Here is a 21,915-nt window from a genome sequence, read left to right on the forward strand (position 1 = left end):
GGGGCGGAGAGTGGACGCGCTGGGATTCCAGGAAAGGGAGAGAAGGAAGCACGTCGGCGGAGCCGCCCCCGCGATCTTTGACGGTAGGGGAACGCGCGTGCGGGGCGCCACTGGTTTTCCGTGCGTGCTCAGCGCGGCCTTCCGCCCGTGTTCACGGCGCCGCCAGCAGGGACCGCACCAGCGCCCGTACGGCCGTCCCGAAGAGCCGTTCCGTGTCCACCGGGCGGGCGAGCGCGCGGGCCAGCGCGGGGTCCTCCCCGGCGGTGCCGGTGCGCCACAGCTCCTCCTCGCCGGGGTGCTGCGCCGGGGCCCGCTCACGGTTGCGCTCCACCAGCACATGGCCCACGACCTGGAACTGCACCGCGCGGACGAACTCGGCGGCCCGCGCGCCGCGCAGTCCGGCCGCGTGCGCCTCGCGCACCAGCACCTGCTGCGCGGGCAGGAACATCCGGTCGGTCAGCCCCCGTTCGTGCACCAGGGCCACCAGATGCGGATGGTCGCGCAGCCGGGCGCGCAGGGCCCGCGCGACGGAGACCACCCGCTGCTCCGGGGTGCGCCCCGCCGGGCGGATCTCGCCGAGGTCGGCCAGGGTCCGCTCCACCAGCGCGTCGAGCAGCGCCTCCCGGCCCCCGACGTGCCAGTAGATCGAGGTCACGGCGGTGTCCAGCGCGGTGGCCAGCGCGCGCATGGTCAGCGCGTCCGGCCCGTGCCGGCGCACCAGTTCCGCGGCGGCGTCCAGCACCGCCTCCCGACTCAGCGGCATGATCCCCCAACTCCCCTTGCTTCAGCGCTCTTTACCCCGCACGAGCACTGCTGTAACAGTGTTACAGGTGACGGTCCGTCAGAAGAAGGGCGGTACGGCGTATGGCACGCGCACGCGTACGGTACGGAGCACGGACCGAGCGGGAGACCGCCGCCACGCGCACCGCGGCCGCGCGGCTTCCCGACATCTGGTCCACCGGGGTGGTGGCCGTCTGGGAGACCGACCCGGACGCGGTGGCGGCTGTGCTGCCACCGCCGCTGAAACCCACCGGCAGCCCGCTCGTCCGGGTGAACATCAGCAGCGTCGACCTGCCCGGACAGCCGCTCGGCGCGGGCTCCTTCGCGGTCGCCGCGGCCCACGGCCCGGTCGAGGGCTGGTACCCGCTGGTCATGCCGATGACCCACGAACGCGCCCTCACCGGCGGCCGGGAGGTCTTCGGCGAGCCCAAGAAGCTCGGCGAGGTGGCCGTCGAACGCGAGGGCTCCGGGGTACGCGCGCTGATGAAGCGCCACGGCATCGCGTTCGTGGAGGTGCGCGGCACGGTGAGCGGGGAACTGCCGCTGCCCGAGCCCGCCGCCAGGACCGACTTCTACTTCAAGTTCCTGCCCGCGGTGGACGGCTCCGGCTTCGACCTGGACCCCGTCCTGGTGCACTGCGTCCGCCACGAGAGGGCACGCCGGCTCGAACGGGTCACCGGCGAGGTGCTGCTGCGCGAGTCCGCGTACGACCCGGTGGCCGACCTGCCGGTACTGCGGCTGCGGGAGATCACCCTCGGCGAGAAGACCACCGACCAGAGCGGCCGGGTGGTCGAGCGGGTCGACGCCCGGACCCTGCTGCCGTACATCCACCAGCGCTACGACGACCCCCGCCAGATCCTCGACGCACCCCCCGAGGGGAGCTGAGCCGCATGGACCTGCGCGCCGGACAGGTCGCCGTCGTCACCGGGGCGGCGAGCGGGATCGGACTCGCCATGGCCCGCCGGTTCGCGGCCGAGGGCCTGAAGGTGGTCCTCGCCGACGTCGAGCGGACCGCGCTGGACCGGGCCGCCGCCGAGCTGCGCGCCGAGGGCGCCGACGTGCACGCGCGCGTGGTCGACGTCGGCGAGCGCGAGCAGGTGGCGGAGCTGGCCGAGGCGGCGTACGACACCTATGGCGCCGTGCATGTGCTGTGCAACAACGCGGGCGTCGGATCGGGCGCCGAGGGCCGGATGTGGGAACACGACCCGAACGACTGGCGATGGGCCTTCGCCGTCAATGTGTGGGGCGTCTTCCACGGCGTCCAGGCATTCGTGCCCAGGATGATCAACTCGGGTCAACCCGGTCATGTGGTCAATACATCATCCGGGGACGGCGGCATCGCCCCCCTGCCGACCGCCTCCGTGTACGCGGTCACCAAGGCCGCCGTCGTCACCCTGACCGAGTCCCTGTACGCCCATCTCCGGGCCGAGCACGCGCGCGTGGGCGCGTCGGTGCTCTTCCCGGGCCCCCACATGCTGCGCACCGGCCTGTGGGAGTCGCACCGCAACCGGCCCGCCCGCTACGCCAAGCAGCGCCCGCGCCGGACCCCGTACCGCAGCCTGGACCAGTGGGAGGCGGCGATACGCGCGGCCGGCCGGGAGGTCCGCTTCACGCCCGTGGAGGAGGTCGCCGACCTCGTGGTGAGCGGCATCCGCGCGGACCGCTTCTGGCTGCTGCCCGAGAGCGAGCACAGCGACGCCCAGATCCGCGCGCGGGCCCGCTCGATGCTCGACCGCGCGAACCCCTCGTACCTCGAAAGCTTCGTCCTGGACTGAGCGGAGGCCCCGTGAGCACAGCCGACGACCCGTACCTGATCATCTCCTCCGACTGCCATGCCGGGCTGCCGACCGAGCAGTACCGGCCCTATCTGGAGTCCCGCTTCCACCGCGCCTTCGACGAGTTCCTCGCGGGCCGCGACCGGCGCCGCGCGGAGATGACCCGGCTCGGCATCCGCAACGAGACCTTCGCCGCCCGCTGGTTCGAGGAGAACGAGGAGGGCCTGCGCGGCGGCTGGGACGCGGCCCGGCGGGTGAAGGAGCTGGACGGCGACGGCGTGGCCGCCGAGGTCGTCTTCCCGGACGCCGACGCCGTCGACAGCCGCACCGCCGCCCCCTTCGGCGTCGGCCTCGGCCTCTCCGGCGACCACGACCCGGAACTCGGCCTGGCCGGCGCCCGGGCGCACAACCGGTGGCTCGCGGACTTCGTCTCCGCCCACCCCGAACGGCACTGCGGCGTCGCCCTGCTGCCGATCACCGCCCCGGTCGAGCAGGTCGTCGCCGAGATCCACCGGTCCCGGGAGTCCGGCCTCGGCGCCCTGCTGATCCCCGCGCTCTGGGCGGGCCGGGAGCCCTACCACGACCGCCGGTACGACCCCGTGTGGGCGGCCGCCGCCGAGTGCGCCATGCCGGTGCTCACCCACTCCGGCGCCGCCCCGCGCGAGGAGTACGGCGACCACCTCGGCATCTACGTCTCCGAGGTCACCTGGTGGCCGGCCCGCCCGCTGTGGTTCCTGCTCTGGTCCGGCGTCTTCGAACGCCACCCCGGCCTGCGCTTCGGCGTCGCCGAGTCCGGCTGCTGGTGGCTGCCCAACCTGCTGTGGTTCATGGACCGCCTCTACCTCGGCGCGCACGGCGGAAAGAAGCTCTCCCCGTTCGAGGCGCTGAAACGCCCGCCGCACGAGTACCTGGACCGGCAGGTGTTCATCTGCGCCACCAACACCAAGCGGCGCGAGCTGGCCCAGCGCTACGAGATCGGCGTCGACAACATCCTCTGGGGCAGCGACTTCCCGCACCCCGAGGGCACCTGGCCCGACACACGCGCGTGGCTGCGCCGTACCTTCCACGACATCCCCGTCACTGAGACCCGGCGCATGCTGGGCCTCGCCGCGGCCGAGGTCTTCGGCTTCGACACCGACCGGCTCGCGCCCCTGGCCCGCCGCATCGGCCCGACCCCCGCCGACCTCGGCCAGCCGGCCGGCCAGGCGGCCGTCGAAGCGTCCTGGGCCCGCTCGCGCGAGGCGGGCCGGCACTGGCTGACCGGCCACGACTTCCCGGTCCTCGGGACCGGCCCCGACACGCCGGTGCGAGGAGCGGCCTCATGAGCGCCGACCGGTACACCGTCATCTCCGCCGACTGCCACGCCGGCGCCGACCTGCTGGACTACCGGCCGTACCTGGAGCGGCGGTACCACGACGACTTCGACGACTGGGCTGCCACCTACGTCAACCCGCACCAGGACCTGCTCGCCGACTCCGCCGACCGCAACTGGAACTCCGAGCTGCGGCTGGCGGAGCTGGAGGCGGACGGCATCGTCGCCGAGGTGATCTTCCCGAACACCATCCCGCCGTTCTTTCCCTCCGGCTCGCTCATGACCCAGCCGACGAACGCCGCGGACTTCGAACGCCGCTGGGCGGGCCTGCGCGCCCACAACCGCTGGCTCGCCGACTTCTGCGCCGCCGCGCCGGGCCGCCGCGCGGGCGTCTTCCAGATCCTCCTCGGCGACGTCGAGGAGGCCGTGCGGGAGATCCGCCGGGCGGCCGCGGCGGGCCTCACGGGCGGCCTGATGCTGCCCGGCACGCCGCCCGGCTCGGGCCTGCCCGAGCTGTACTCGCAGGTGTACGACCCGATCTGGGCCGTGTGCGCGGAACTCGGCGTCCCCGTCAACCACCACGCCGGCTCGGCCAACCCGCCGCTCGGCGAGGAACCGGCCGCCCGCGCGGTCTTCATGGTGGAGACGACCTGGTTCTCCCACCGCGCCCTGTGGCACCTCGCCTTCGGTGGTGCCTTCCGCCGCCACCCGGACCTCAGACTCGTCCTCACCGAGCAGGGCTCCGGCTGGATTCCCGGTGTACTCGGCATGCTGGACTACTACCACGGCCGTCTGGTCGCGGCCGCCACGCACGCCGACACGGCCGAGGCCAGGTTCGGCGCCGGACTCGCCGCCACCATGGGCGAGGCGCCCTCCCGGGTCTGGCGGGACAACTGCTTCGTCGGCGCGAGCTTCATGCGCCCCCACGAGGTGCCGCTGCGCCACCGCATCGGCGTCGACAAGATCATGTGGGGCAGCGACTACCCGCACGACGAGGGCACCCACCCGTACACCCGCGAGGCCCTGCGCCACGCCTTCGCGGGCGTCCCGCGCGCGGAGCTGGCCGCCATGCTCGGCGGCAACGCCGCCCGGGTCTACGGCTTCGACCTCGCCCTCCTCGATCCCATCGCGGCGAAGGTCGGCCCGACGGTCACGGAGCTCGCCGAGCCGCTCCAGGACCCGCCGCCGGACGCGACCAGCCCGGTGTTCGCCCGCGGGGCCGACGTGCGCGTGTGGTGATGCCGGGGCGGCCCCCGGAGTGCGATCCTCGCTGTTGTGACGGAACCGACCCATGACGAGACCCACGGGGGCGCGCTCGGCTCGCGGCTGAACTGGCTGCGGGCCGCCGTGCTGGGCGCGAACGACGGCATCGTTTCCACCGCCGGACTCGTCGTCGGCGTGGCCGGGGCGACACAGAGCCGGGCCGCCCTGCTCACCGCCGGACTGGCCGGGCTGCTCGCCGGATCGATGTCCATGGCGGCCGGCGAGTACGTCTCGGTCTCCACCCAGCGCGACTCCGAACTCGCCGCGCTGGCCGTGGAGAAACGCGAGCTGCACGAGCAGCCGGAGGCCGAACTCGACGAGCTGACCCGGCTGCTGGAGGACCGCGGCCTGTCCCGCGCGGTGGCCCGGGAGGCCGCCGAGCAGCTCACCGCGCGGGACGCGCTGCGGGCCCACGCGCGCGTGGAGCTGGGCATCGACCCGGAGGAGCTGACCAACCCCTGGCACGCGGCGTGGGCGAGCTTCCTCGCCTTCACCGTGGGCGCGCTGCTCCCGCTGCTGGCCATCGTCCTGCCCCCGGCCGACTGGCGGCTGCCGGTCACCGTGGGCTGCGTCCTGGCCGCGCTTGTCCTCACCGGCTGGAGCAGCGCCCGCCTCGGCGCGGCGGCCCCCGGGCGGGCGGTCCTGCGCAACGTCCTGGGCGGCGCCCTGGCGATGGCCGTCACCTACGCGGCGGGCCGCCTGCTGGGCGCGGCGGGCGTCTGAGGGGGGGCCCTCTTCGGCCTACCGGTCATGGACGAGCGCACGACCCTCCAGGCGCTCGTCACCGCTGGCCGCTGACCCGGCCGCGCGCTCACGACCAGCGGGCCGCCTGAGACCCCCACGGTGCCGGGGGGAGCGCCCAGTCGGCGGGGCCGCCGGTGAAGGTCACCGGGGGCAGGGCGTGCCGGAGCCGGCCGAGGGGGCTGTCCACCTCGGCCAGCCAGGCGTCCGGACCCGGGTACGGCACTCCGGTGGCCGGCCCCGGCCGGATCCCGTCGGTCAGCCAGTGGGCGGTACGCGCGAGCGCCAGCCGCACGAGCCGGCTCCCGCCCTCGTACGACTGCTCGGTCAGCGCGCGCAGCACGGCCGCCGCCAGCAGATAGCCGGTGCCGTGGTCCAGGGCCTGCGCGGGCAGCGCGCCGGGCTGCCCGGCCGAGCCCTCGGCCGCCGCGATGCCGGTGGCGACCTGCACCAGGCTGTCGAAGCCCCGTCGGCCGCCCCAGGGCCCGTACGCCCCCCATGCCGAGACCTGCGCCACGACCAGGCCGGGACGGCGCCGGGCCAGCTCGTCGGGGGCGAGGCCCAGCCGGTCGAGGGCGCCCGGCCGGTAGCCGGTGACGACGACGTCCGCCGAGGCCAGCAGCTCCTCGAAGGTGTCCCGGCCGGTGGTCAGGTCGAGGGTCGCCGACCGCTTGCCGAAGCCGGTGTCGGCGTGCTGGTCGGGGAGTTCGGGCAGGTGCGGGGCGTCCAGCCGGAGCACGTCGGCGCCGAGCAGGCCCAGCGTGCGGGTGGCGACCGGACCCGCCAGCACCCGGGTCAGGTCCAGGACGCGCAGGCCCGCGGCGGGCAGCAGGGGAGTGGTGGCCGGGAGCGGCGGCAGCACGCGCGCGGGTGCCGCGTCCAGCCGTTGCCGCTCGACCAGCGGACGGGCGGCCACCTCGGCGGCCTGCGGATGCGCGGCCCACTCCGCGGGGGTGCGCAGGGCCACGGCGAGGCCGCCGGCGCGGTACACGGCGTCCTCGGCCTCCAGCGCGGGGAGCTCGGCGAAGCGGTCGGCCACCGCCGTCACCGAGGCGTCCGCCGGCAGACCCAGCGCGCCGAGCAACCGGTCCCGGTGGTGCGGGTAGTTGGCGTGTGTGCGCACCCAGCCGTCGGCGGTCCGCCAGAACCGGGACAGCGGCGCGAAGTTGACCGGTGCGCGCCCGTCCACCTGGAGCAGGCGGTCGCTGTGGAAGGCGGCCGCGACGGCACCGTCGTCGACCCGGACGCCGGGTGTGCCGGTGCCTGCGGTCCGGCGGCTCGCGAGTTCGGCGGCGGCCAGCGCACACGTGCCCACGCACGCGCGCGCCAGCTCGCGGACGGGGAACCGGGACGGGAGCGCGCCGGGCCGCTCGACCGAGGTGACCCGGGAGACGAGGGCGGGATCGCCGCCCAGTGCAGTCCATGCGAACGCGATATCTGTCATGACTGCACTATGCATTATTGATTCAATCAACCCTTTGGGGTTCGGCCCATGATTGCGTCAACGCTGGGGCGGCCAGTGGAGGATCACCTTCTTACGCACGTCGGACGGCCGCAGCTGCCATCCCTGTGCGAGCGCCCGCTCGGCGACGTACCGGGCCCCCGCGCCCCGGTAGTCGCGCCGCGATATCGACCACTCGCGCGACACGAGCGGCCGCTGCTGGGTGACCTGCTCGGTGTGCCGGGCCACCGCCCGGTCGACCCGCGCCCGGTAGTACCCCGCGTCCCCCTCGTGCCGGACCTCGCGCAGACCGACGTACCAGGAGGGCAGCAGCATCAGGTCCGCCAGCCGGTCGCCGCGCCTCTCGACGGCCTTCTCGGCCCGCGTGCTGACCGAGCCGACCAGGTCGACCACCGCCCCGACCGCCGTGAGCACGCCCAGCAGGACAAGGCACCACACCATGTGCACCGGCCAGTAGAGGAGGCTCGCCACGAAGCGCACGACCAGCAGGCCCCGGTGCCGGGCCGGCGGCGGCTCCCAGGCCGCGGGATCTTCGTATGAGTTCATGACCGGAGATCATGCCGCACGGGCGGGTGGCCGGAACACGCCCCGCCACCCGCCCGTACCGGTCGCCGCCGGCCGCTAGTCGCTCACCGCGGCCAGCGCGTCCGCCGTGCCCCAGCCGTAGAACCCGTTGCGGTTCAGCGGCCCCTGGCAGACCGCGTCGACCTTGCCGTCACCGTTGATGTCGTACGGATCCGTGCATGGTGTGGCGTCGGCCTCCGCGTACAGCAGCGCCTTCACCAGAGCCGGCGAGGCATGCGGATGGGTTGACTTGATCAATGCGGCAACACCCACGACATGCGGGGTGGCCATCGACGTACCGGCCATGTAACCCCACTTGCCGCCCGGCAGCGGACCCAGGATGAGACCGCTGGTCGCCGGAGCGTCGGGCTTCTGGTAGGCCGTCGAGTCGCCGCCGGGCGCGGCGATGTCGATCACACCGAGGCCGTAGTTGGAGAACGACGACTTCAGGCCCTTCGCGCCCGTCGCCGCGACCGTCACGACACCCGGCAGCTGGGTCGGTATGTCGTAGCACCGGTGCGGGTCGATCACCCGGTCCGAGGGGGTGCCGTCGTTCGGTGACGACGGATCGGTGATCGAGTCGGACGCGAGGTCGTAGTTCTCGTTGCCCGCCGCCGCGACATTGACCGTGCCCTTGCGCTCCGCGTACCGCGAGGCCCTGGTAACGGCGTCCACGAGCGCCTTCTGGTCCGGGTCGCCGGTGCAGTTGAAGTACCACGGATCGGTGTAGTAGCTGTTGTTGGTCACGTCGATGTGGTGCTCGGCCGCCCACATGAAGCCGCAGACCACGGCCTCCGTGTAGAAGTACCCCTTCGGGTTGGCGACCTTGATGCCGGCCACCTTCACCCCCGGCGCCACCCCGGTCATGCCCACGCCGTTCCGGGCCGCCGCGATCTCTCCCGCCACATGCGTGCCGTGCGGACTCTCCGACGCGCTCGGCCGCCAGGCGCCGTCCGTGGTGTCCGGGCTGCCCGACACACAGTTGACGGAGTCGGCCCGGTCGAAGTTGGGCGCGATGTCCGGGTGGGTGTCGTCCACGCCGGTGTCGATCACGGCGACCTTCACATCCGGGCTGCCCAGGGTCTTCTCGTGCGCCTTGTCCGCCTTGATGGCCGGCAGGTCCCACTGCAACGGCTCCAGCGGGTCCTGCCCCGCCGTCGCCCGGGCGCCGGCGGCCGCGACCTCCTCGGCGCTGAGCACCTTGGGCGCGCCCTCGTCGGTGGTGGACGCGGCGGGCAGCGGCGCGTTGCGCGTGGCGCCGGCCGAGTCCACCCCGGGCACCGCGCGGATCTTCGCGGCGAAGCCGGGGTCGGCGGAGTGGACGACGACCACGCCGATCCGGTCGTACGCGATCACCACCGAACCGCCGGCGTCGGCGATCGCCTGCCGCACCCGAGCCGAGACCCCCAGCCCCGGGCTGAGGTTGACGACATAGCTGAGGGTGGCCCCGTCGGCGGCCACCGGGGGGTTGTCCGCGGCGGACGCGGTGACGTTCGGCAGGAACGCGAGGGCCGTGGCCAGGGCCATCCCGGCGGGGATCGCGAGAGCGCGGCGGTAGCGCTGCTTGGGCGCTGTCATGAGTGGGTCTTCTTCCCTTCGTCCGCGGTACAGGTGGCTACTGGACAGCGCGCAGCGCGTTCACGACACCGAAGCCGTAGAAGCCGTTCACGCGCTTGCCGCCGACGCAGGTCGCGTCCACGACCCCGTCGCCGTTGCCGTCGTACGGACCGCTCGGGCAGCCCGGGTTGTCCGCCTCGGCCTTGAGCAGGGCCAGCAGCTGGGCCGGAGTGGCCCGCGGGTGGGCCGACTTCAGCAGCGCGGCCACGGCGGCCACGTGCGGCGACGCCATCGAGGTGCCTTGCAGGAAGCCGTACTGGCCGTTCGGCAGCGTGGACAGGATGCGGCCGTTCTTCGACGGCGTGTCCGGGATCTGGTACTTGTCGCCCCCCGGCCCCGCCACGTCGACCACGCCCCGGCCGTAGCTGGAGTAGTACGACTTGGCGCCCTTCACGCCGACCGCGCTCACGGTGACGACCCCGGGCAGCTGGGTCGGGACGTCGAAGCACTCGTGCGGGTCGACCGTCCGGGTGGTGGCCGTCGCGTCGTCGGGGCTGGAGTCGTCAACGAGGGCGTGGGAGTCCAGGTCGTCGTTGGCGTTGCCCGCGGAGGCCACATTGAGCGTGCCCTTGCCCTGTGCGTACAACTGGGCCCTGTTGACCGCGTCAACGATGGCACGTTGATCGGGATCATCCATGCAGTTGTACATCCACGGGTCGACGTAATAGCTGTTGTTCGTGATCTGGATGCCATGGTCCGCGGCGAACACGAAGGCGCAGACCACACTCTCCGGGTAGAACAGCGACTTCGCGTCCGGCTGGGCCACGGTGATGCTCGCGACCTTCACGCCCGGCGCCACCCCGGCCACGCCTATGCCGTTGCGGGCCGCGGCTATCTCACCGGCCACATGAGTGCCGTGGTAGTGCTCGGCGTCCACCGGCCGCCACGCGCCGTACGTCGTGTCCGGCTTGCCGCTCACACAGTTCGCCGACTGCGCGGCGGAGAAGTTCGGGGCGATGTCCGGGTGGGTGTCGTCCACGCCCGTGTCGATCACGCCGACGGTCACGCTCCTGCTGCCCGGGTCGATCCGCGCGGCCCGGTCGGCGCCGATCGCCCGCAGGTCCCACTGGTCCGCCTCCAGGGGCTCCTCGCCCGGTGCGGCGCTCGCGGCCAGCTTCGCCGCCTCGGCCTTGGACAGGACCTGCACCGCGCCCTCGTCCGTCGTGCCCGCCGCGCTGAGCGGCGCGGTCCGGGTGGCGCCCGCCGAGTCCACCCCCGGCACGGCACGCATCAGCGCACCGAAGTCCGGGTTCGCCGAGTGGACGACGATCACCCCGATCCGGTCGTAACTCGCCACGACCGTGCCACCGTTGCGCGTGATCTCACGCTGCACCGACGCGATCGTCCGAGGATCCGTCCGGGTGTTGACCACGTACGCGAGGTTCGGCCCGTCCTCCGCGGCCCGCGCCGCCGCGGCCGTCGTGGCGGGCGCCGCCGAGGCCGCCGCCGGAAGGAAGCCGAGCGCGGCGGTCAGCGACAGCACGACCGGCACGGCGAGCGCGAGCCGGGGTCTGGAACGCAGATGAACCATGGGGTCTCCACATCATCCGGATACGGAACCGCCCGAGACACGGATGGTGCTCGGGCAGGTACATGACGGGTGTGCAGGCAGAAGCTATCTTCCGCGCCCGCTCCACGAAAGAGGCCGACGGCAGCCGCTCGCCGAAAGAGGCCGACGGCAGCCGCTCGCCGAAAGAGGCCGACGGCAGCCGCTCGCCGAAAGACGCCGACGGCAGCCGCTCCACAAAAGAGCACGACGGACTTGAACCGCTCCGCGCGTGGCGCCGTGACCGTGGACGAGGGGCCCAGCAGGATCGTGCCCCCCTGGGATCACGAACGGGAGTCGTGCCACTACTCTCGGTCATGTGACCCTCCTTCCCGTGAGGTCAGAAACGCGCATGTCCGTCCCCCGAGGAGACTCCGTGGCCACCGAGACACCACCCCCGGCGACACCGGGGCCCCCACTTCCCACCACCGAGGAGTTCACCGAGGTGCAGCAGAGCGCGGAGTTCGCCGAACTGCGCCGCGCCCACCGCTCCTTCGCCTTCCCGCTGACCATCGCGTTCACCGCCTGGTACCTGCTGTACGTGCTGCTCTCCAACTACGCGGGCGGGTTCATGGGCACCAAGGTGGCCGGCAACGTCAACGTCGCGCTCGTCCTCGGCCTCGCCCAGTTCCTCACCACCTTCCTCATCGCCTGGTGGTACGCGCGGCACGCCGCCACCAAGCTCGACCCGAAGGCCGCGGCCATCAAGTCCCGCATGGAGGACGGAGCATGAGCCACCCCCAGCTGCTGCTGGCCGCCGGCGAGGCGAGCGAGCACCGGACGCTGATCATCACCCTGTTCGCGGTGTTCGTCGCCGCGACCCTCGTCATCACCGTCTGGGCGGGCCGCCAGACCAAGGACGCCGCCGACTTCTACGCCGGCGGACGGCAGTTCACCGGCTTCCAGAACGGCCTCGCCGTCTCCGGCGACTACATGTCCGCCGCGTCCTTCCTGGGCATCGCCGGCGCCATCGCCCTGTTCGGCTACGACGGCTTCCTGTACTCCATCGGGTTCCTGGTCGCCTGGCTCGTCGCCCTCCTCCTGGTCGCCGAGCCGCTGCGCAACTCCGGCCGCTACACCATGGGCGACGTGCTCGCGTACCGCATGCGCCAGCGCCCCGTCCGCACGGCCGCCGGCACCTCCACCATCGTCGTCTCCATCTTCTACCTGCTCGCCCAGATGGCCGGCGCCGGCGTCCTGGTCTCCCTGCTGCTCGGCATCACCAGCGACGGCGGCAAGATCGGCATCGTCGCCCTGGTCGGCGTCCTGATGATCGTGTACGTCACGATCGGTGGCATGAAGGGCACCACCTGGGTGCAGATGGTCAAGGCGGTGCTGCTGATCATCGGCGCCCTGCTGCTGACCTTCCTGGTCCTGCTGAAGTTCCACTTCAACATCTCCGATCTGCTCGGCAGGGCCGCCGACAACAGCGGCAAGGGCTCGGCCTTCCTCCAGCCCGGCCTGAAGTACGGCGCCACCGGCACCACCAAGCTGGACTTCCTCTCCCTCGGCCTCGCCCTGGTGCTCGGCACCGCCGGGCTGCCGCACATCCTGATCCGCTTCTACACCGTGCCCACCGCCAAGGCGGCCCGGAAGTCCGTCATCTGGGCGATCGGCCTGATCGGCGTCTTCTACCTGATGACCCTCGCCCTCGGCTTCGGCGCGGCCGCGCTGATCAAGCCGGCCGAGATCATCGCCTCCAACAAGGCGGGCAACACGGCGGCCCCGCTGCTCGCCCTCCACCTCGGCGGAGTGCGCTCCGACGGGGGTGCGATCCTCCTCGCGACCATCTCCGCGGTCGCCTTCGCGACCATTCTCGCGGTCGTCGCCGGCCTCACCCTGGCCTCGTCGTCCTCCTTCGCGCACGACATCTACGCCAACGTCATCAAGAAGGGACAGGCCACCGAGAAGCAGGAGGTGGGCGCGGCCCGCTGGGCGACCGTCGGCATCGGCGCGGTCTCGATCCTGCTCGGCGCCCTGGCCCGCGACCTGAACGTGGCCGGCCTGGTCGCCCTCGCCTTCGCGGTCGCCGCCTCCGCCAACCTGCCGACCATCCTGTACAGCCTGTTCTGGAAGCGGTTCACCACCGCGGGCGCCCTGTGGTCGATCTACGGCGGCCTGGTCACCGCGGTCGGCCTGGTGCTGTTCTCGCCGGTGGTCTCCGGCAGCCCGGCCTCGATGTTCCCCGGAGTCGACTTCCACTGGTTCCCGCTGGAGAACCCCGGCATCATCTCGATCCCGGTGGGCTTCCTGCTCGGCGCGCTGGGCACTCTGCTGTCGAAGGAGGCTCCGGACACCGGCAAGTACGCCGAACTGGAGGTGCGGTCCCTGACCGGGACGGGCGCGCACTGAGGCTCGTACGATCGCACCGAGCCGTGTACGACGGCCGCGTCGGCCAGGACTGTAGGGTCCTACGACGCGGCCGTGCCGTACCTCGTGGGATCGGGCCGCTGTCGATGTCAGTGCCGTCACGTAGTCTCGCAAGTGACGGACGAGGCAGGCAGGACCGAGAATGAGGGATCACGAGAGGGAGGGGGCCCACGTGCTCATCGACACTTTCGGCCGAGTGGCCACCGACCTGAGGGTCTCGCTGACCGACCGGTGCAATCTGCGCTGCACCTACTGCATGCCCGAGGAGGGCTTGCAGTGGCTGGCCAAGCCCGACCTGCTCACGGACGACGAGATCGTCCGGCTCATCGACATCGCGGTCCGCACCCTCGGCATCGAGGAGGTCCGCTTCACCGGCGGCGAGCCGCTGCTCCGCCCCGGCCTGGTCGGCATCGTGGAGCGCGTGGCGGCCCTCGAACCCCGCCCCCAGATGTCCCTCACCACCAACGGCATCGGCCTGAAGCGCACCGCGAGCGCACTCAAGGCGGCCGGCCTGGACCGGGTCAACGTCTCCCTGGACACCCTCCGCCCGGACGTCTTCAAGACCCTCACCCGCCGCGACCGCCACAAGGACGTCCTCGAAGGCCTCGAAGCCGCCCGCGCGGCGGACCTGACCCCCGTCAAGGTCAACTCGGTCCTGATGCCGGGCCTGAACGAGGACGAGGCCCCCGACCTGCTGGCCTGGGCCCTGGAACACGACTACGAACTGCGGTTCATCGAGCAGATGCCGCTGGACGCCCAGCACGGCTGGAAGCGCGAGGGCATGGTCACCGCCGGGGACATCCTCGCCTCCCTGCGCACCCGCTTCGCCCTCACTCCCGAGGGCGCGGACGAGCGCGGCTCGGCCCCGGCGGAGCGCTGGCTGGTGGACGGCGGTCCGTACCGCGTCGGCGTGATCGCCTCGGTCACCCGCCCGTTCTGCGCGGCCTGCGACCGCACCCGCCTGACCGCCGACGGGCAGATACGCACCTGCCTGTTCGCCACCGAGGAGACCGACCTGCGCGCCGCCCTGCGCAGCGGCGCCCCCGACGAGGAGATCGCCCGCATCTGGAAGCAGGCGATGTGGGGCAAGAAGGCGGGCGCGGGCCTGGACGACCCGTCCTTCGTCCAGCCGGACCGCCCGATGTCGGCGATCGGCGGCTAGGCCACTTCGGGGTCAGACCCTTCGGGAGGTCAGGCCCCTTCGGGATCCTGCCAGTCGGCGAAGCGGACGACGTCCTTCAGGAAACCCCGCACCCCGAGGAACTGCGAGAGATGCTCGCGATGCTCCTCGCACGCGAGCCAGGTCTTGCGCCGCTCCGGCGTGTGGATCTTCGGGTTGTTCCACGCCAGCACCCACTCGGCGTCGGCGCGGCAGCCCTTCGCGGAGCAGATGGGGGTCTCGTCACTCACAGCTTCGTCTCACAGAAAGAGGCCCGAACAAGGCGACGCCGAGCAGCCACGGGGGGAGCTGCCCGGCGTCGGTCCGTCGCTCCGACGGGGGATGCGGAGCGCGTACGCAGTATGTCACGGGTACCCCCGCGCCCGGCACCTGAACTGCACGATTGATCTGAGCTTTTCTTGAGCCTGACGCGGGATCAGCCCGCACTCTCGCCGCGTTGTGCCTGCTCAGCGCCCAGGCCGGAGCCCGCCGGAGCCTCCGCGGCCCCTGCCTCCCCGCCCTTCGGCGGAGTGATCATCGGACGCATGGGCGTGGTGACGAAGGTGGAGGGAAGCGACGGCGGCCGCTCCCGGCCCGCGTTCGCGATCACCACGGCGACATAGGGGAGGATCGCGCCGAGCACCAGCGCGACGATCGCGACGTACCGCTCGACGTTCCACAGCGAGGCGGCGAGGATCACCGACACGGTGCGGATCGACATCGAGATGACGTACCGCCGCTGCCGGCCCCGCACATCCTCGGCGAGACCCGTCCGGGCGCCGGTGATCCGGAACACCTGGGCGCCGCCGTGCTGTTTCCGCGTCACATTCCACCATCCGCCCGCATCGGACTCTCCCCGGCCCGGACCGTCGTCCACGCCCCGCGCGCAGCCGTGCCGGGACACCTCCACGGTACGCCGCGCACTCGCCGGCCACGAGACCGGGTCACCCGCCGCCTGCGGCGATGGCTCCGGGTTCACGCGCCGCATACGGGGGAACCCGGAGTGCGCCGTACCCCCGGCCGAACCACACTGACCGTAAAACTGACGTCGAGCCGTACGAGGAGGCAGCCATGGGCTGGTTGTGGGCGATCATCGTGGGATTCGTGCTGGGCCTGATAGCCAAGGCGGTCATCCCCGGCAAGCAGCACAGCCCGCTGTGGCTGACCACCATCTGCGGCATGCTCGGCGCCATCGTCGGCAACGCGGTCGCCCGCGCCGTCGGCGTCGCGGCGACCTCGGGCATCGACTGGAGCCGGCACATCTTCCAGCTGGTGGCCGCGATCATCATCGTCGCGGCCGTGGACGCCCTCTACATGGCGACGCTGGGCAAGCGGAAGCAGGAGAGGGCCGGGGCCTGAAAGCGGCCCCGAAAGGGGCGCGGGGCTGCATCGACATACGACCCCGAAAGGGGCGCGAGGCGCATCGACATGCGGCTCCGAAAGGGGCGCGAGGCGCATCGACATGCGGCTCCGCCGCGGTGCGCGAACGACCACGACGAAGCCGCATTCCGCCGCGCACCCCACGCCCCTACGGCGTCAGCCGGCGACGACCTCCACCGCGGCAAGGTTCTTCTTGCCCCGCCGCAGCACCAGCCACCGCCCGTGCAGCAGCTCCTCCCGGGCCACGACGGCGTCCTCGGCGGTGACCTTGACGTTGTTCACGTAGGCCCCGCCCTCCTTCACCGTCCGCCGCGCGGCGGACTTGCTGGCGACCAGGCCGACCTCGGCGAACAGATCGACCACCTGGCCCGGCTCCGCGACCTGGATGCGCGGCAGCTCGGACAGCGCGGCGGCCAGCGTCTTCTCGTCCAGCTCCGCCAGCTCGCCCTGACCGAACAGCGCCTTGGACGCGGCGATCACCGCGGCCGTCTGCTCGGCGCCGTGCACCAGCGTCGTCAGCTCCTCGGCCAGCGCCCGCTGCGCGGCACGCGCCTGGGGGCGCTCCAGCGTCTGCTGCTCCAGCTCCTCCAGCTCCGCGCGGGACTTGAAGGACAGGATCCGCAGGTACGTCGAGATGTCCCGGTCGTCCACGTTCAGCCAGAACTGGTAGAACGCGTACGGCGTCGTCATCTCCGGGTCCAGCCAGACGGCGCCGCTCTCGGTCTTGCCGAACTTGGTGCCGTCCGCCTTGGTCATCAGCGGGGTGGCCAGCGCGTGCACCTCGGCGCCGGGCTCCAGCCGGTGGATCAGGTCCAGGCCGGCCGTGAGATTGCCCCACTGGTCGCTGCCGCCCTGCTGGAGCGTGCAGCCGTACCTCCGGTACAGCTGGAGGAAGTCCATGCCCTGGAGGATCTGGTAGCTGAACTCGGTGTAGCTGATGCCCTGGTCGGACTCCAGACGGCGGGCCACGGAGTCCTTGGTCAGCATCTTGTTGACGCGGAAGTGCTTGCCGATGTCCCGCAGGAACTCGATCGCGGAGAGGTTCGCGGTCCAGTCGAGGTTGTTGACCATCACGGCCGCGTTCTCGCCCTCGAAGGACAGGAAGGGCTCGATCTGGGCGCGCAGCTTGCCCACCCAGCCGGCCACCGTCTCCGGGTCGTTCAGCGTGCGCTCCGCGGTCGGGCGCGGGTCGCCGATGAGGCCCGTCGCACCGCCGACCAGTGCCAGCGGCCGGTGCCCGGCCTGCTGGAGCCGGCGCACGGTGAGCACCTGCACCAGATGGCCCACGTGCAGCGACGGCGCGGTCGGGTCGAAGCCGCAATAGAACGTGACGGGACCGTCCGCGAGCGCCTTGCGCAAAGCGTCCTCGTCGGTGGACAGGGCGAACAGCCCCCGCCACTTCAGCTCGTCGACGATGTCCGTCACGGTTCTCGTGTCTCCTTGAGTGGTCTCGTAATCAGGTACGAGGTTATACGCCCTGGCTGACAGAGCTCATATTGAAGTCCGGCACCCGCAGCGCCGGCATCGCAGCCCTAGTGAACCAGTCGCTCCACTCCCTCGGCAGGGTCTTTTCGGTGCGCCCGGCCTCGGTGGCCCGCCCCAGCAGGTCCACCGGCGACTCGTTGAACCGGAAGTTGTTCACCTGCGCGGTCACCTCGCCGTTCTCCACGAGGTAGACGCCGTCCCGGGTCAGGCCCGTCAGCAGCAGGGTCGCCGGGTCGACCTCCCGGATGTACCACAGGCAGGTCAGCAGCAGCCCGCGCTCGGTGGCCGCGACCATCTCCTCCAGGGAGCGCTCGCCGCCGCCGTCCAGGATCAGGTTCCCGAGCACCGGGGCGACCGGCAGCCCGGTCAGGGCGGCACTGTGCCGGGTGGTCGTGAGGTGCTTCAGCACGCCCTCGCCGACCCACTCGGTGGCCTGCGTCGGCAGGCCGTTGTCGAACACCGACTGGTCGCCGCCGGAGGAGTGGGCGACCACGAAGGGCGGGCACTCCAGACCGGGCTGGTGCGGGTCGCTGCGCAGGCTGAGCGGCAGCGCGGAGAGCTTCTCGCCGACGCGCGTGCCGCCGCCCGGCCGGGAGAACACCGTCCGCCCCTCGGCCGCGTCCCGGCCGGACGCCGACCACAGCTGGTAGATCAGCAGGTCCGCCACCGCGGTCGGCGGCAGCAGCGTCTCGTAGCGGCCCGCGGGCAGCTCCACGCGCCGCTCGGCCCAGCCGAGACGCACGGCCAGCTCGGCGTCGAGCGCCGCCGGATCGACGTCCTTGAAGTCCCGGGTGGACCGGCCGGCCCATGCCGAGCGGGTCCGGTCCGGCGACTTGGCGTTCAGCTCCAGCGTGCCGGTGGGCTGGTCGTGCCGCAGCCGCAGCCCGGTGGAGCTGCCCAGATAGGTGGACACCATCTCGTGGTTGGCGAAGCCGTACAGCTCCCGGCCGCCCGCACGCGCGCGTGCGAACGCCTCGCCGAGCGCCGGGGCGAAGCCGGCGAACACGGCCGAGGAGGTCTCGACGGGCGCGTCCGTGAAGTCCGGCGACTGCGGTACGCCGCTCACCAGCGGCTGTGCGTCCTCGGCGGGCCCGGCGCCGCGCGCGGCGGCCTCGGCGGCCCGCACCAGCGGCTCCAGCTCCTCGGCGGTGACGGCCGAGCGGGAGACGACCCCCGAGGCCGTGCCCTCCTTGCCGTCCACCGTCGCGATCACCGTGAGGGTACGGCCGCGCGTCACCCCGTTGGTGGTCAGCGCGTTGCCGGCCCAGCGCAGGTTGGCGGTGGAGTGCTCGTCGGCGATCACCACGCACCCGTCGGCCCGGGACAGCGCCAGGGCCTGCTCGACGATCTCGTGCGGCTTGTTGCTGCGGGCGCTCATCGACCGGCCTCCTGCGTGGTGTTGAGGATGTTGACGCCCTTGAAGAGGGCCGAGGGACACCCGTGGGACACGGCGGCCACCTGCCCGGGCTGGGCCTTGCCGCAGTTGAAGGCGCCGCCGAGCACATAGGTCTGCGGACCGCCCACGGCGGCCATCGATCCCCAGAAGTCGGTGGTGTTCGCCTGGTAGGCGACGTCCTTCAGCTGCCCGGTGATCCGCCCGTTCTCGATCCTGAAGAAGCGCTGCCCGGTGAATTGGAAGTTCACCGCAGGGTCGGGGGGCATACCTCTCTGATCGGCGTTTGTGCAGGTCAGGCGGCTATTCACGGTCTGCCCTCAATCCCTGTTCATACGGGTTAAAACCGGACGGTACGGGGTCTGGTGATGACCTGGTGTCGACCTCCGGGACCTGCTTCGGGCTACCTGGCGCGGGTCCCGGAGGCGTGGCTCCAGCTCGGATCAGAGACTACCCATCGGCTTTGGGACTGGGACGCGAATATCGCCCTGACCTGAGACTCTCTCCTGTCGTACGAGAACGCTCCCTGCGAGAGTGAGGAGCTGGGAAGGCCGCACGGACGGGCGGCAGGCGCCGTACGCTCGAATCATGAGTGCCGACATTGGCAAGCGGCTTCAGGACGTACGCAAGCGGCGAGGCATGACGCAGCGTCAGCTAGCGAGCGAGTCCGGCGTGTCTGTGTCCTTGATCCGGAAGCTCGAACAAGGGGAGCGGGCTGACACGCGCCTGGAGACTGCGCGTCGGCTGGCGCAGGTCCTGCGGGTCCCGACGACGAGCCTCATCGGGGACCATGGGGACGAGCCCAAGGTGCCGTCCGATGTTGATGATCGTTGGAAGGCGGTCCGGCGTGCCCTCGTGGCTCCAGTGCGTGCAGACGGGGCGACGGAAGAACCGACCGTGGACGGCGTGCGCGACGCGCTCGAGTCGGCCCTGCCGCTCTTCTCCGGTGATCGCTTCGCAGAGCTGAGCGTGATCCTTCCGTCCTTGCTGCGGGACGCTGATCTGATCGCCGAGACCGGCTCGGAGGGGCGGGCCGTACGCGTCCGGCTCACGCAGCTCACGGGCTGGCTGCTGACCCAGACCCGGCAGTTCGAGGCGGCCGACGTCGCACTGTCCCGGTCGCTGGAGGAGTCGTCGGATCGGCTTCAAGCGGCGGCGACGGTCAGTACACAGTGCTGGCTCCTGCTCCGGCGCGGCCGGCTCGCTGAGGCACGGGAGCTGGCTACGCGATGGGCGGATGACGTCGAGCCTCGCATTTCGCGGGCGACTCCGGCGGAGCTGAGCGCGTGGGGCTGGCTGCTGCTGCGGGCCTCCGCTGCTGCGATCCGGGACAACCGGCCCGGGGAGGCCGAAGACGCGCTGCGCTACGCCAACTCGGCGGCGGTCGCGATGGGGCGGGAGTTCGCTCCGCGCGACGACTTCTTGCAGGCGTTCGGACCGGTCACGGTGGCTCTGAAGCGGGCTGAGAATGCCATGATCGTCGACAAGCCGGACTTGGTGCTCAAGCTCTCGAAGCGCATCCCGACCAGTGGCATGCGGCCCACCTCCAACAACCGCAATCGTCACCTCCTGGACGTGGCGGAGGCGCATGCCCGCTCGCGTGACTACGCGAAGACGGTCGAGGTCTTGCAGGGCATCCGTGCGGACGCTCCACAGTGGCTGCCGAATCAGCGGTATGCCCGGGACATCTTCGGCAGGGTGATCGCTCGTCGGCGGACGCTCACGCCGGAGATGCGGGACCTGGCTGACGCGATCGGCGTACCGGTGTGAGTTGGTGTGGCACTTCGGGCAGGGCCCTCATCAAAGTGCCATTGAGGTGTGTTCCTGCCGTTACATAGCGTCATATACATGGCGACCCAAGGTAGAGCAACTGAGACGGCTGTCCGTGAGCGCAGGACCACGGTCGACGCCGACGCACGTCAGTGGGAGTACACGACCTATGCCCCCAGTGGTGAGACGTGCCCGGCGTGCGGCAAGTCGATCGAGAGTCTTGAGAGCTGCCGCCGGGGAATGCTGTCCCGCAGGGGTGCGTCTCCGGTCGTGGCCTATTGGCACACTGCCTGCGCCCCGGAGGAGACGGGGCGGTGATCCCGATGGAGATCTACAAGAGCAGCCGGAAGGCCGCTGCTGACGCGCATGAGGTGCTGCGGGAGGCACTGCTGGCCATCGGGGTTCCGAATCGGGACCTTGTCCGGTTGGCCCCCCGCGTGGCGCCGGATGGCCGTCCGATGGTGGCCATGGGGACCTGGAACGCTGACGTGGTGCAGAGGGTGGCGGCGCGTCTGAAGGCGTCCCCTGCGCACGTCCAAGCGGCTCCGGATGGCGCTGCCGTAGTCGACCGTGCCCGGGTGACAGGGGACGAATGATCCCTGCTCGCTGAGGACGGCAATCAAGGCTCAGTGAGTCGGCTGCCCCGTCCGTGCCCCTCCCTCAGGAGGCATGGACGGGGCTCTCTGCTGTCCGGGCCTGTGGTGCTGTGATGGCGCGCTGAGAGCCCGCCGCCGGCCGGAGAGGATTTTGGGCTGGAGCTGCCATGGGGCGAGTGAACAGGGGGCCTTACGCTCGTCAGCGGATCGGGCAGTCCTTGGGACCTGCCCGCAATAGCCCGATCGGCCCCCTGTTCTTCGAGGCTCGCCCCATGGTGGCTGCCTAAAATCCTCGGAGGCCGTCGGCCCCAGCCCAGAGGGTTAGCGCGGTGTCGCCTGTTCGAGGGCGCGAGGGTGAGCACGCTTGGGTCGTGGCGGGTCTGAGGCTGGCCGATGAAGGCCGTAGGTCCGGAAGATGCTGTGGGTGTCTGGAGGCCGAGTCGCGGGCGATGAGTTCATGGGCAAGCGGCGGCCAAGGCGGGCTGTGAGGAACCGGTTCACATCTTCGGGTGGCTGGTGTGCGCCGGGGCGGCGGCGCCCCGGACCGGACCGGCCGAAGGCCGCATGCCGGGCCGGGGTGCGGCAAGCCGCCCCGGCGGGGGGGGGGGGGGGGCGGGGGGGGGCGGGGGGCGAACAGAGAAACCACCCACCCACCCCACCCCCCCGACACCCCCCCCCACGCGAGCCCGGGCGGGGGCGGGC

The 21,915-nt window shown here is 71.8% G+C and carries 20 protein-coding genes and 1 pseudogene; 11 read left to right on the forward strand and 10 right to left on the reverse strand.

The genetic code is table 11. From position 1 onward, the window contains the following. Positions 1–151: 151 nt before the first annotated feature. Entirely contained in the window at positions 152–763 is a 612-nt protein-coding gene (locus tag ACFVIU_RS16835; RefSeq protein ID WP_385843246.1) for a TetR/AcrR family transcriptional regulator, read from the reverse strand. 101 nt (positions 764–864) lie between these two features. Here ACFVIU_RS16835 and ACFVIU_RS16840 point away from each other — a divergent pair, with 101 nt between their 5' ends. The 5 genes from ACFVIU_RS16840 to ACFVIU_RS16860 are packed head-to-tail and all read left to right on the forward strand — an operon-like array spanning position 865 to position 5,853. Then, a complete protein-coding gene (locus ACFVIU_RS16840) occupies positions 865–1,665 on the forward strand; it encodes an acetoacetate decarboxylase family protein (RefSeq protein ID WP_385843247.1) in 801 nt (266 codons plus the stop codon). Between the two features lie 5 nt (positions 1,666–1,670). Next, positions 1,671–2,555: an SDR family NAD(P)-dependent oxidoreductase gene (locus ACFVIU_RS16845; RefSeq protein ID WP_385843248.1), complete on the forward strand. Its 885-nt coding sequence runs from the start codon at positions 1,671–1,673 to the stop codon at positions 2,553–2,555. Between the two features lie 11 nt (positions 2,556–2,566). Continuing rightward, the gene (locus ACFVIU_RS16850) at positions 2,567–3,880 is read left to right on the forward strand and encodes an amidohydrolase family protein (protein ID WP_385843250.1); all 1,314 of its coding nucleotides are present in this window, start codon (positions 2,567–2,569) and stop codon (positions 3,878–3,880) included. Then, on the forward strand, positions 3,877–5,106 hold the full coding sequence (locus ACFVIU_RS16855) for an amidohydrolase family protein (protein ID WP_385843251.1): 1,230 nt from the start codon (positions 3,877–3,879) through the stop codon (positions 5,104–5,106). The genes ACFVIU_RS16850 and ACFVIU_RS16855 overlap by 4 nt, the downstream gene beginning before the upstream one ends. 36 nt (positions 5,107–5,142) lie before the next feature. After that, a complete protein-coding gene (locus ACFVIU_RS16860; RefSeq protein ID WP_385843252.1) occupies positions 5,143–5,853 on the forward strand; it encodes a VIT family protein in 711 nt (236 codons plus the stop codon). 88 nt (positions 5,854–5,941) lie between these two features. On the opposite strand, the gene ACFVIU_RS16865 is transcribed toward ACFVIU_RS16860, so the two are convergent. The 4 genes from ACFVIU_RS16865 to ACFVIU_RS16880 form a co-directional block, all read right to left on the reverse strand. Then, positions 5,942–7,315: a CoA transferase gene (locus ACFVIU_RS16865; protein WP_385843253.1), complete on the reverse strand. Its 1,374-nt coding sequence runs from the start codon at positions 7,313–7,315 to the stop codon at positions 5,942–5,944. Between the two features lie 57 nt (positions 7,316–7,372). Next, positions 7,373–7,879 (reverse strand): hypothetical protein, encoded by a 507-nt coding sequence (locus ACFVIU_RS16870; protein ID WP_385843255.1) that lies wholly within the window; start codon positions 7,877–7,879, stop codon positions 7,373–7,375. A 75-nt stretch (positions 7,880–7,954) separates the two neighbouring features. Further along, on the reverse strand, positions 7,955–9,475 hold the full coding sequence (locus ACFVIU_RS16875) for a S8 family serine peptidase (RefSeq protein WP_385843256.1): 1,521 nt from the start codon (positions 9,473–9,475) through the stop codon (positions 7,955–7,957). 37 nt (positions 9,476–9,512) lie between these two features. Continuing rightward, entirely contained in the window at positions 9,513–11,045 is a 1,533-nt protein-coding gene (locus ACFVIU_RS16880) for a S8 family serine peptidase (RefSeq protein ID WP_385843257.1), read from the reverse strand. 391 nt (positions 11,046–11,436) lie between these two features. Between ACFVIU_RS16880 and ACFVIU_RS16885 the strand changes: the two genes are divergently transcribed. The 3 genes from ACFVIU_RS16885 to moaA all read left to right on the forward strand — a co-directional run bounded on the left by ACFVIU_RS16885 (position 11,437) and on the right by moaA (position 14,592). After that, a complete protein-coding gene (locus ACFVIU_RS16885) occupies positions 11,437–11,793 on the forward strand; it encodes a DUF485 domain-containing protein (RefSeq protein ID WP_385843258.1) in 357 nt (118 codons plus the stop codon). After that, positions 11,790–13,412, forward strand: coding sequence for a cation acetate symporter (locus ACFVIU_RS16890; RefSeq protein ID WP_385843259.1), 1,623 nt, complete (start codon positions 11,790–11,792; stop codon positions 13,410–13,412). The genes ACFVIU_RS16885 and ACFVIU_RS16890 overlap by 4 nt, the downstream gene beginning before the upstream one ends. A gap of 190 nt (positions 13,413–13,602) precedes the next feature. After that, a complete protein-coding gene (gene moaA, locus ACFVIU_RS16895; RefSeq protein WP_385843260.1) occupies positions 13,603–14,592 on the forward strand; it encodes a GTP 3',8-cyclase MoaA in 990 nt (329 codons plus the stop codon). 29 nt (positions 14,593–14,621) lie between these two features. Here moaA and ACFVIU_RS16900 read toward each other — a convergent pair whose 3' ends face one another. Beyond that, entirely contained in the window at positions 14,622–14,840 is a 219-nt protein-coding gene (locus tag ACFVIU_RS16900; protein WP_385843261.1) for a hypothetical protein, read from the reverse strand. A 185-nt stretch (positions 14,841–15,025) separates the two neighbouring features. Further along, positions 15,026–15,415: a DUF3099 domain-containing protein gene (locus ACFVIU_RS16905; protein WP_385843263.1), complete on the reverse strand. Its 390-nt coding sequence runs from the start codon at positions 15,413–15,415 to the stop codon at positions 15,026–15,028. 245 nt (positions 15,416–15,660) lie between these two features. On the opposite strand from ACFVIU_RS16905, the gene ACFVIU_RS16910 reads away from it, so the two are divergent. Next, a complete protein-coding gene (locus ACFVIU_RS16910) occupies positions 15,661–15,948 on the forward strand; it encodes a GlsB/YeaQ/YmgE family stress response membrane protein (RefSeq protein WP_385843264.1) in 288 nt (95 codons plus the stop codon). 177 nt (positions 15,949–16,125) lie between these two features. Here ACFVIU_RS16910 and tyrS read toward each other — a convergent pair whose 3' ends face one another. The 3 genes and pseudogenes from tyrS to ACFVIU_RS16925 all read right to left on the reverse strand — a co-directional run. Then, entirely contained in the window at positions 16,126–17,394 is a 1,269-nt protein-coding gene (gene tyrS, locus ACFVIU_RS16915; RefSeq protein ID WP_385843265.1) for a tyrosine--tRNA ligase, read from the reverse strand. A gap of 43 nt (positions 17,395–17,437) precedes the next feature. Next, positions 17,438–18,832: a metallopeptidase TldD-related protein gene (locus tag ACFVIU_RS16920; RefSeq protein ID WP_385843267.1), complete on the reverse strand. Its 1,395-nt coding sequence runs from the start codon at positions 18,830–18,832 to the stop codon at positions 17,438–17,440. Next, positions 18,829–19,095: pseudogene (locus ACFVIU_RS16925) on the reverse strand (metallopeptidase TldD-related protein); the annotation flags it as partial. The gene ACFVIU_RS16920 and the pseudogene ACFVIU_RS16925, both read right to left, overlap by 4 nt. Before the next feature lie 340 nt (positions 19,096–19,435). Here ACFVIU_RS16925 and ACFVIU_RS16930 point away from each other — a divergent pair. Next, on the forward strand, positions 19,436–20,617 hold the full coding sequence (locus tag ACFVIU_RS16930; RefSeq protein ID WP_385843268.1) for a helix-turn-helix transcriptional regulator: 1,182 nt from the start codon (positions 19,436–19,438) through the stop codon (positions 20,615–20,617). Positions 20,618–20,940: 323 nt separating this feature from the next. After that, the gene (locus ACFVIU_RS16935; RefSeq protein WP_385843270.1) at positions 20,941–21,213 is read left to right on the forward strand and encodes a hypothetical protein; all 273 of its coding nucleotides are present in this window, start codon (positions 20,941–20,943) and stop codon (positions 21,211–21,213) included. Positions 21,214–21,915: the final 702 nt, after the last annotated feature.

This window comes from Streptomyces sp. NPDC127190, assembly GCF_042672505.1.
Lineage (GTDB): Bacteria > Actinomycetota > Actinomycetes > Streptomycetales > Streptomycetaceae > Streptomyces.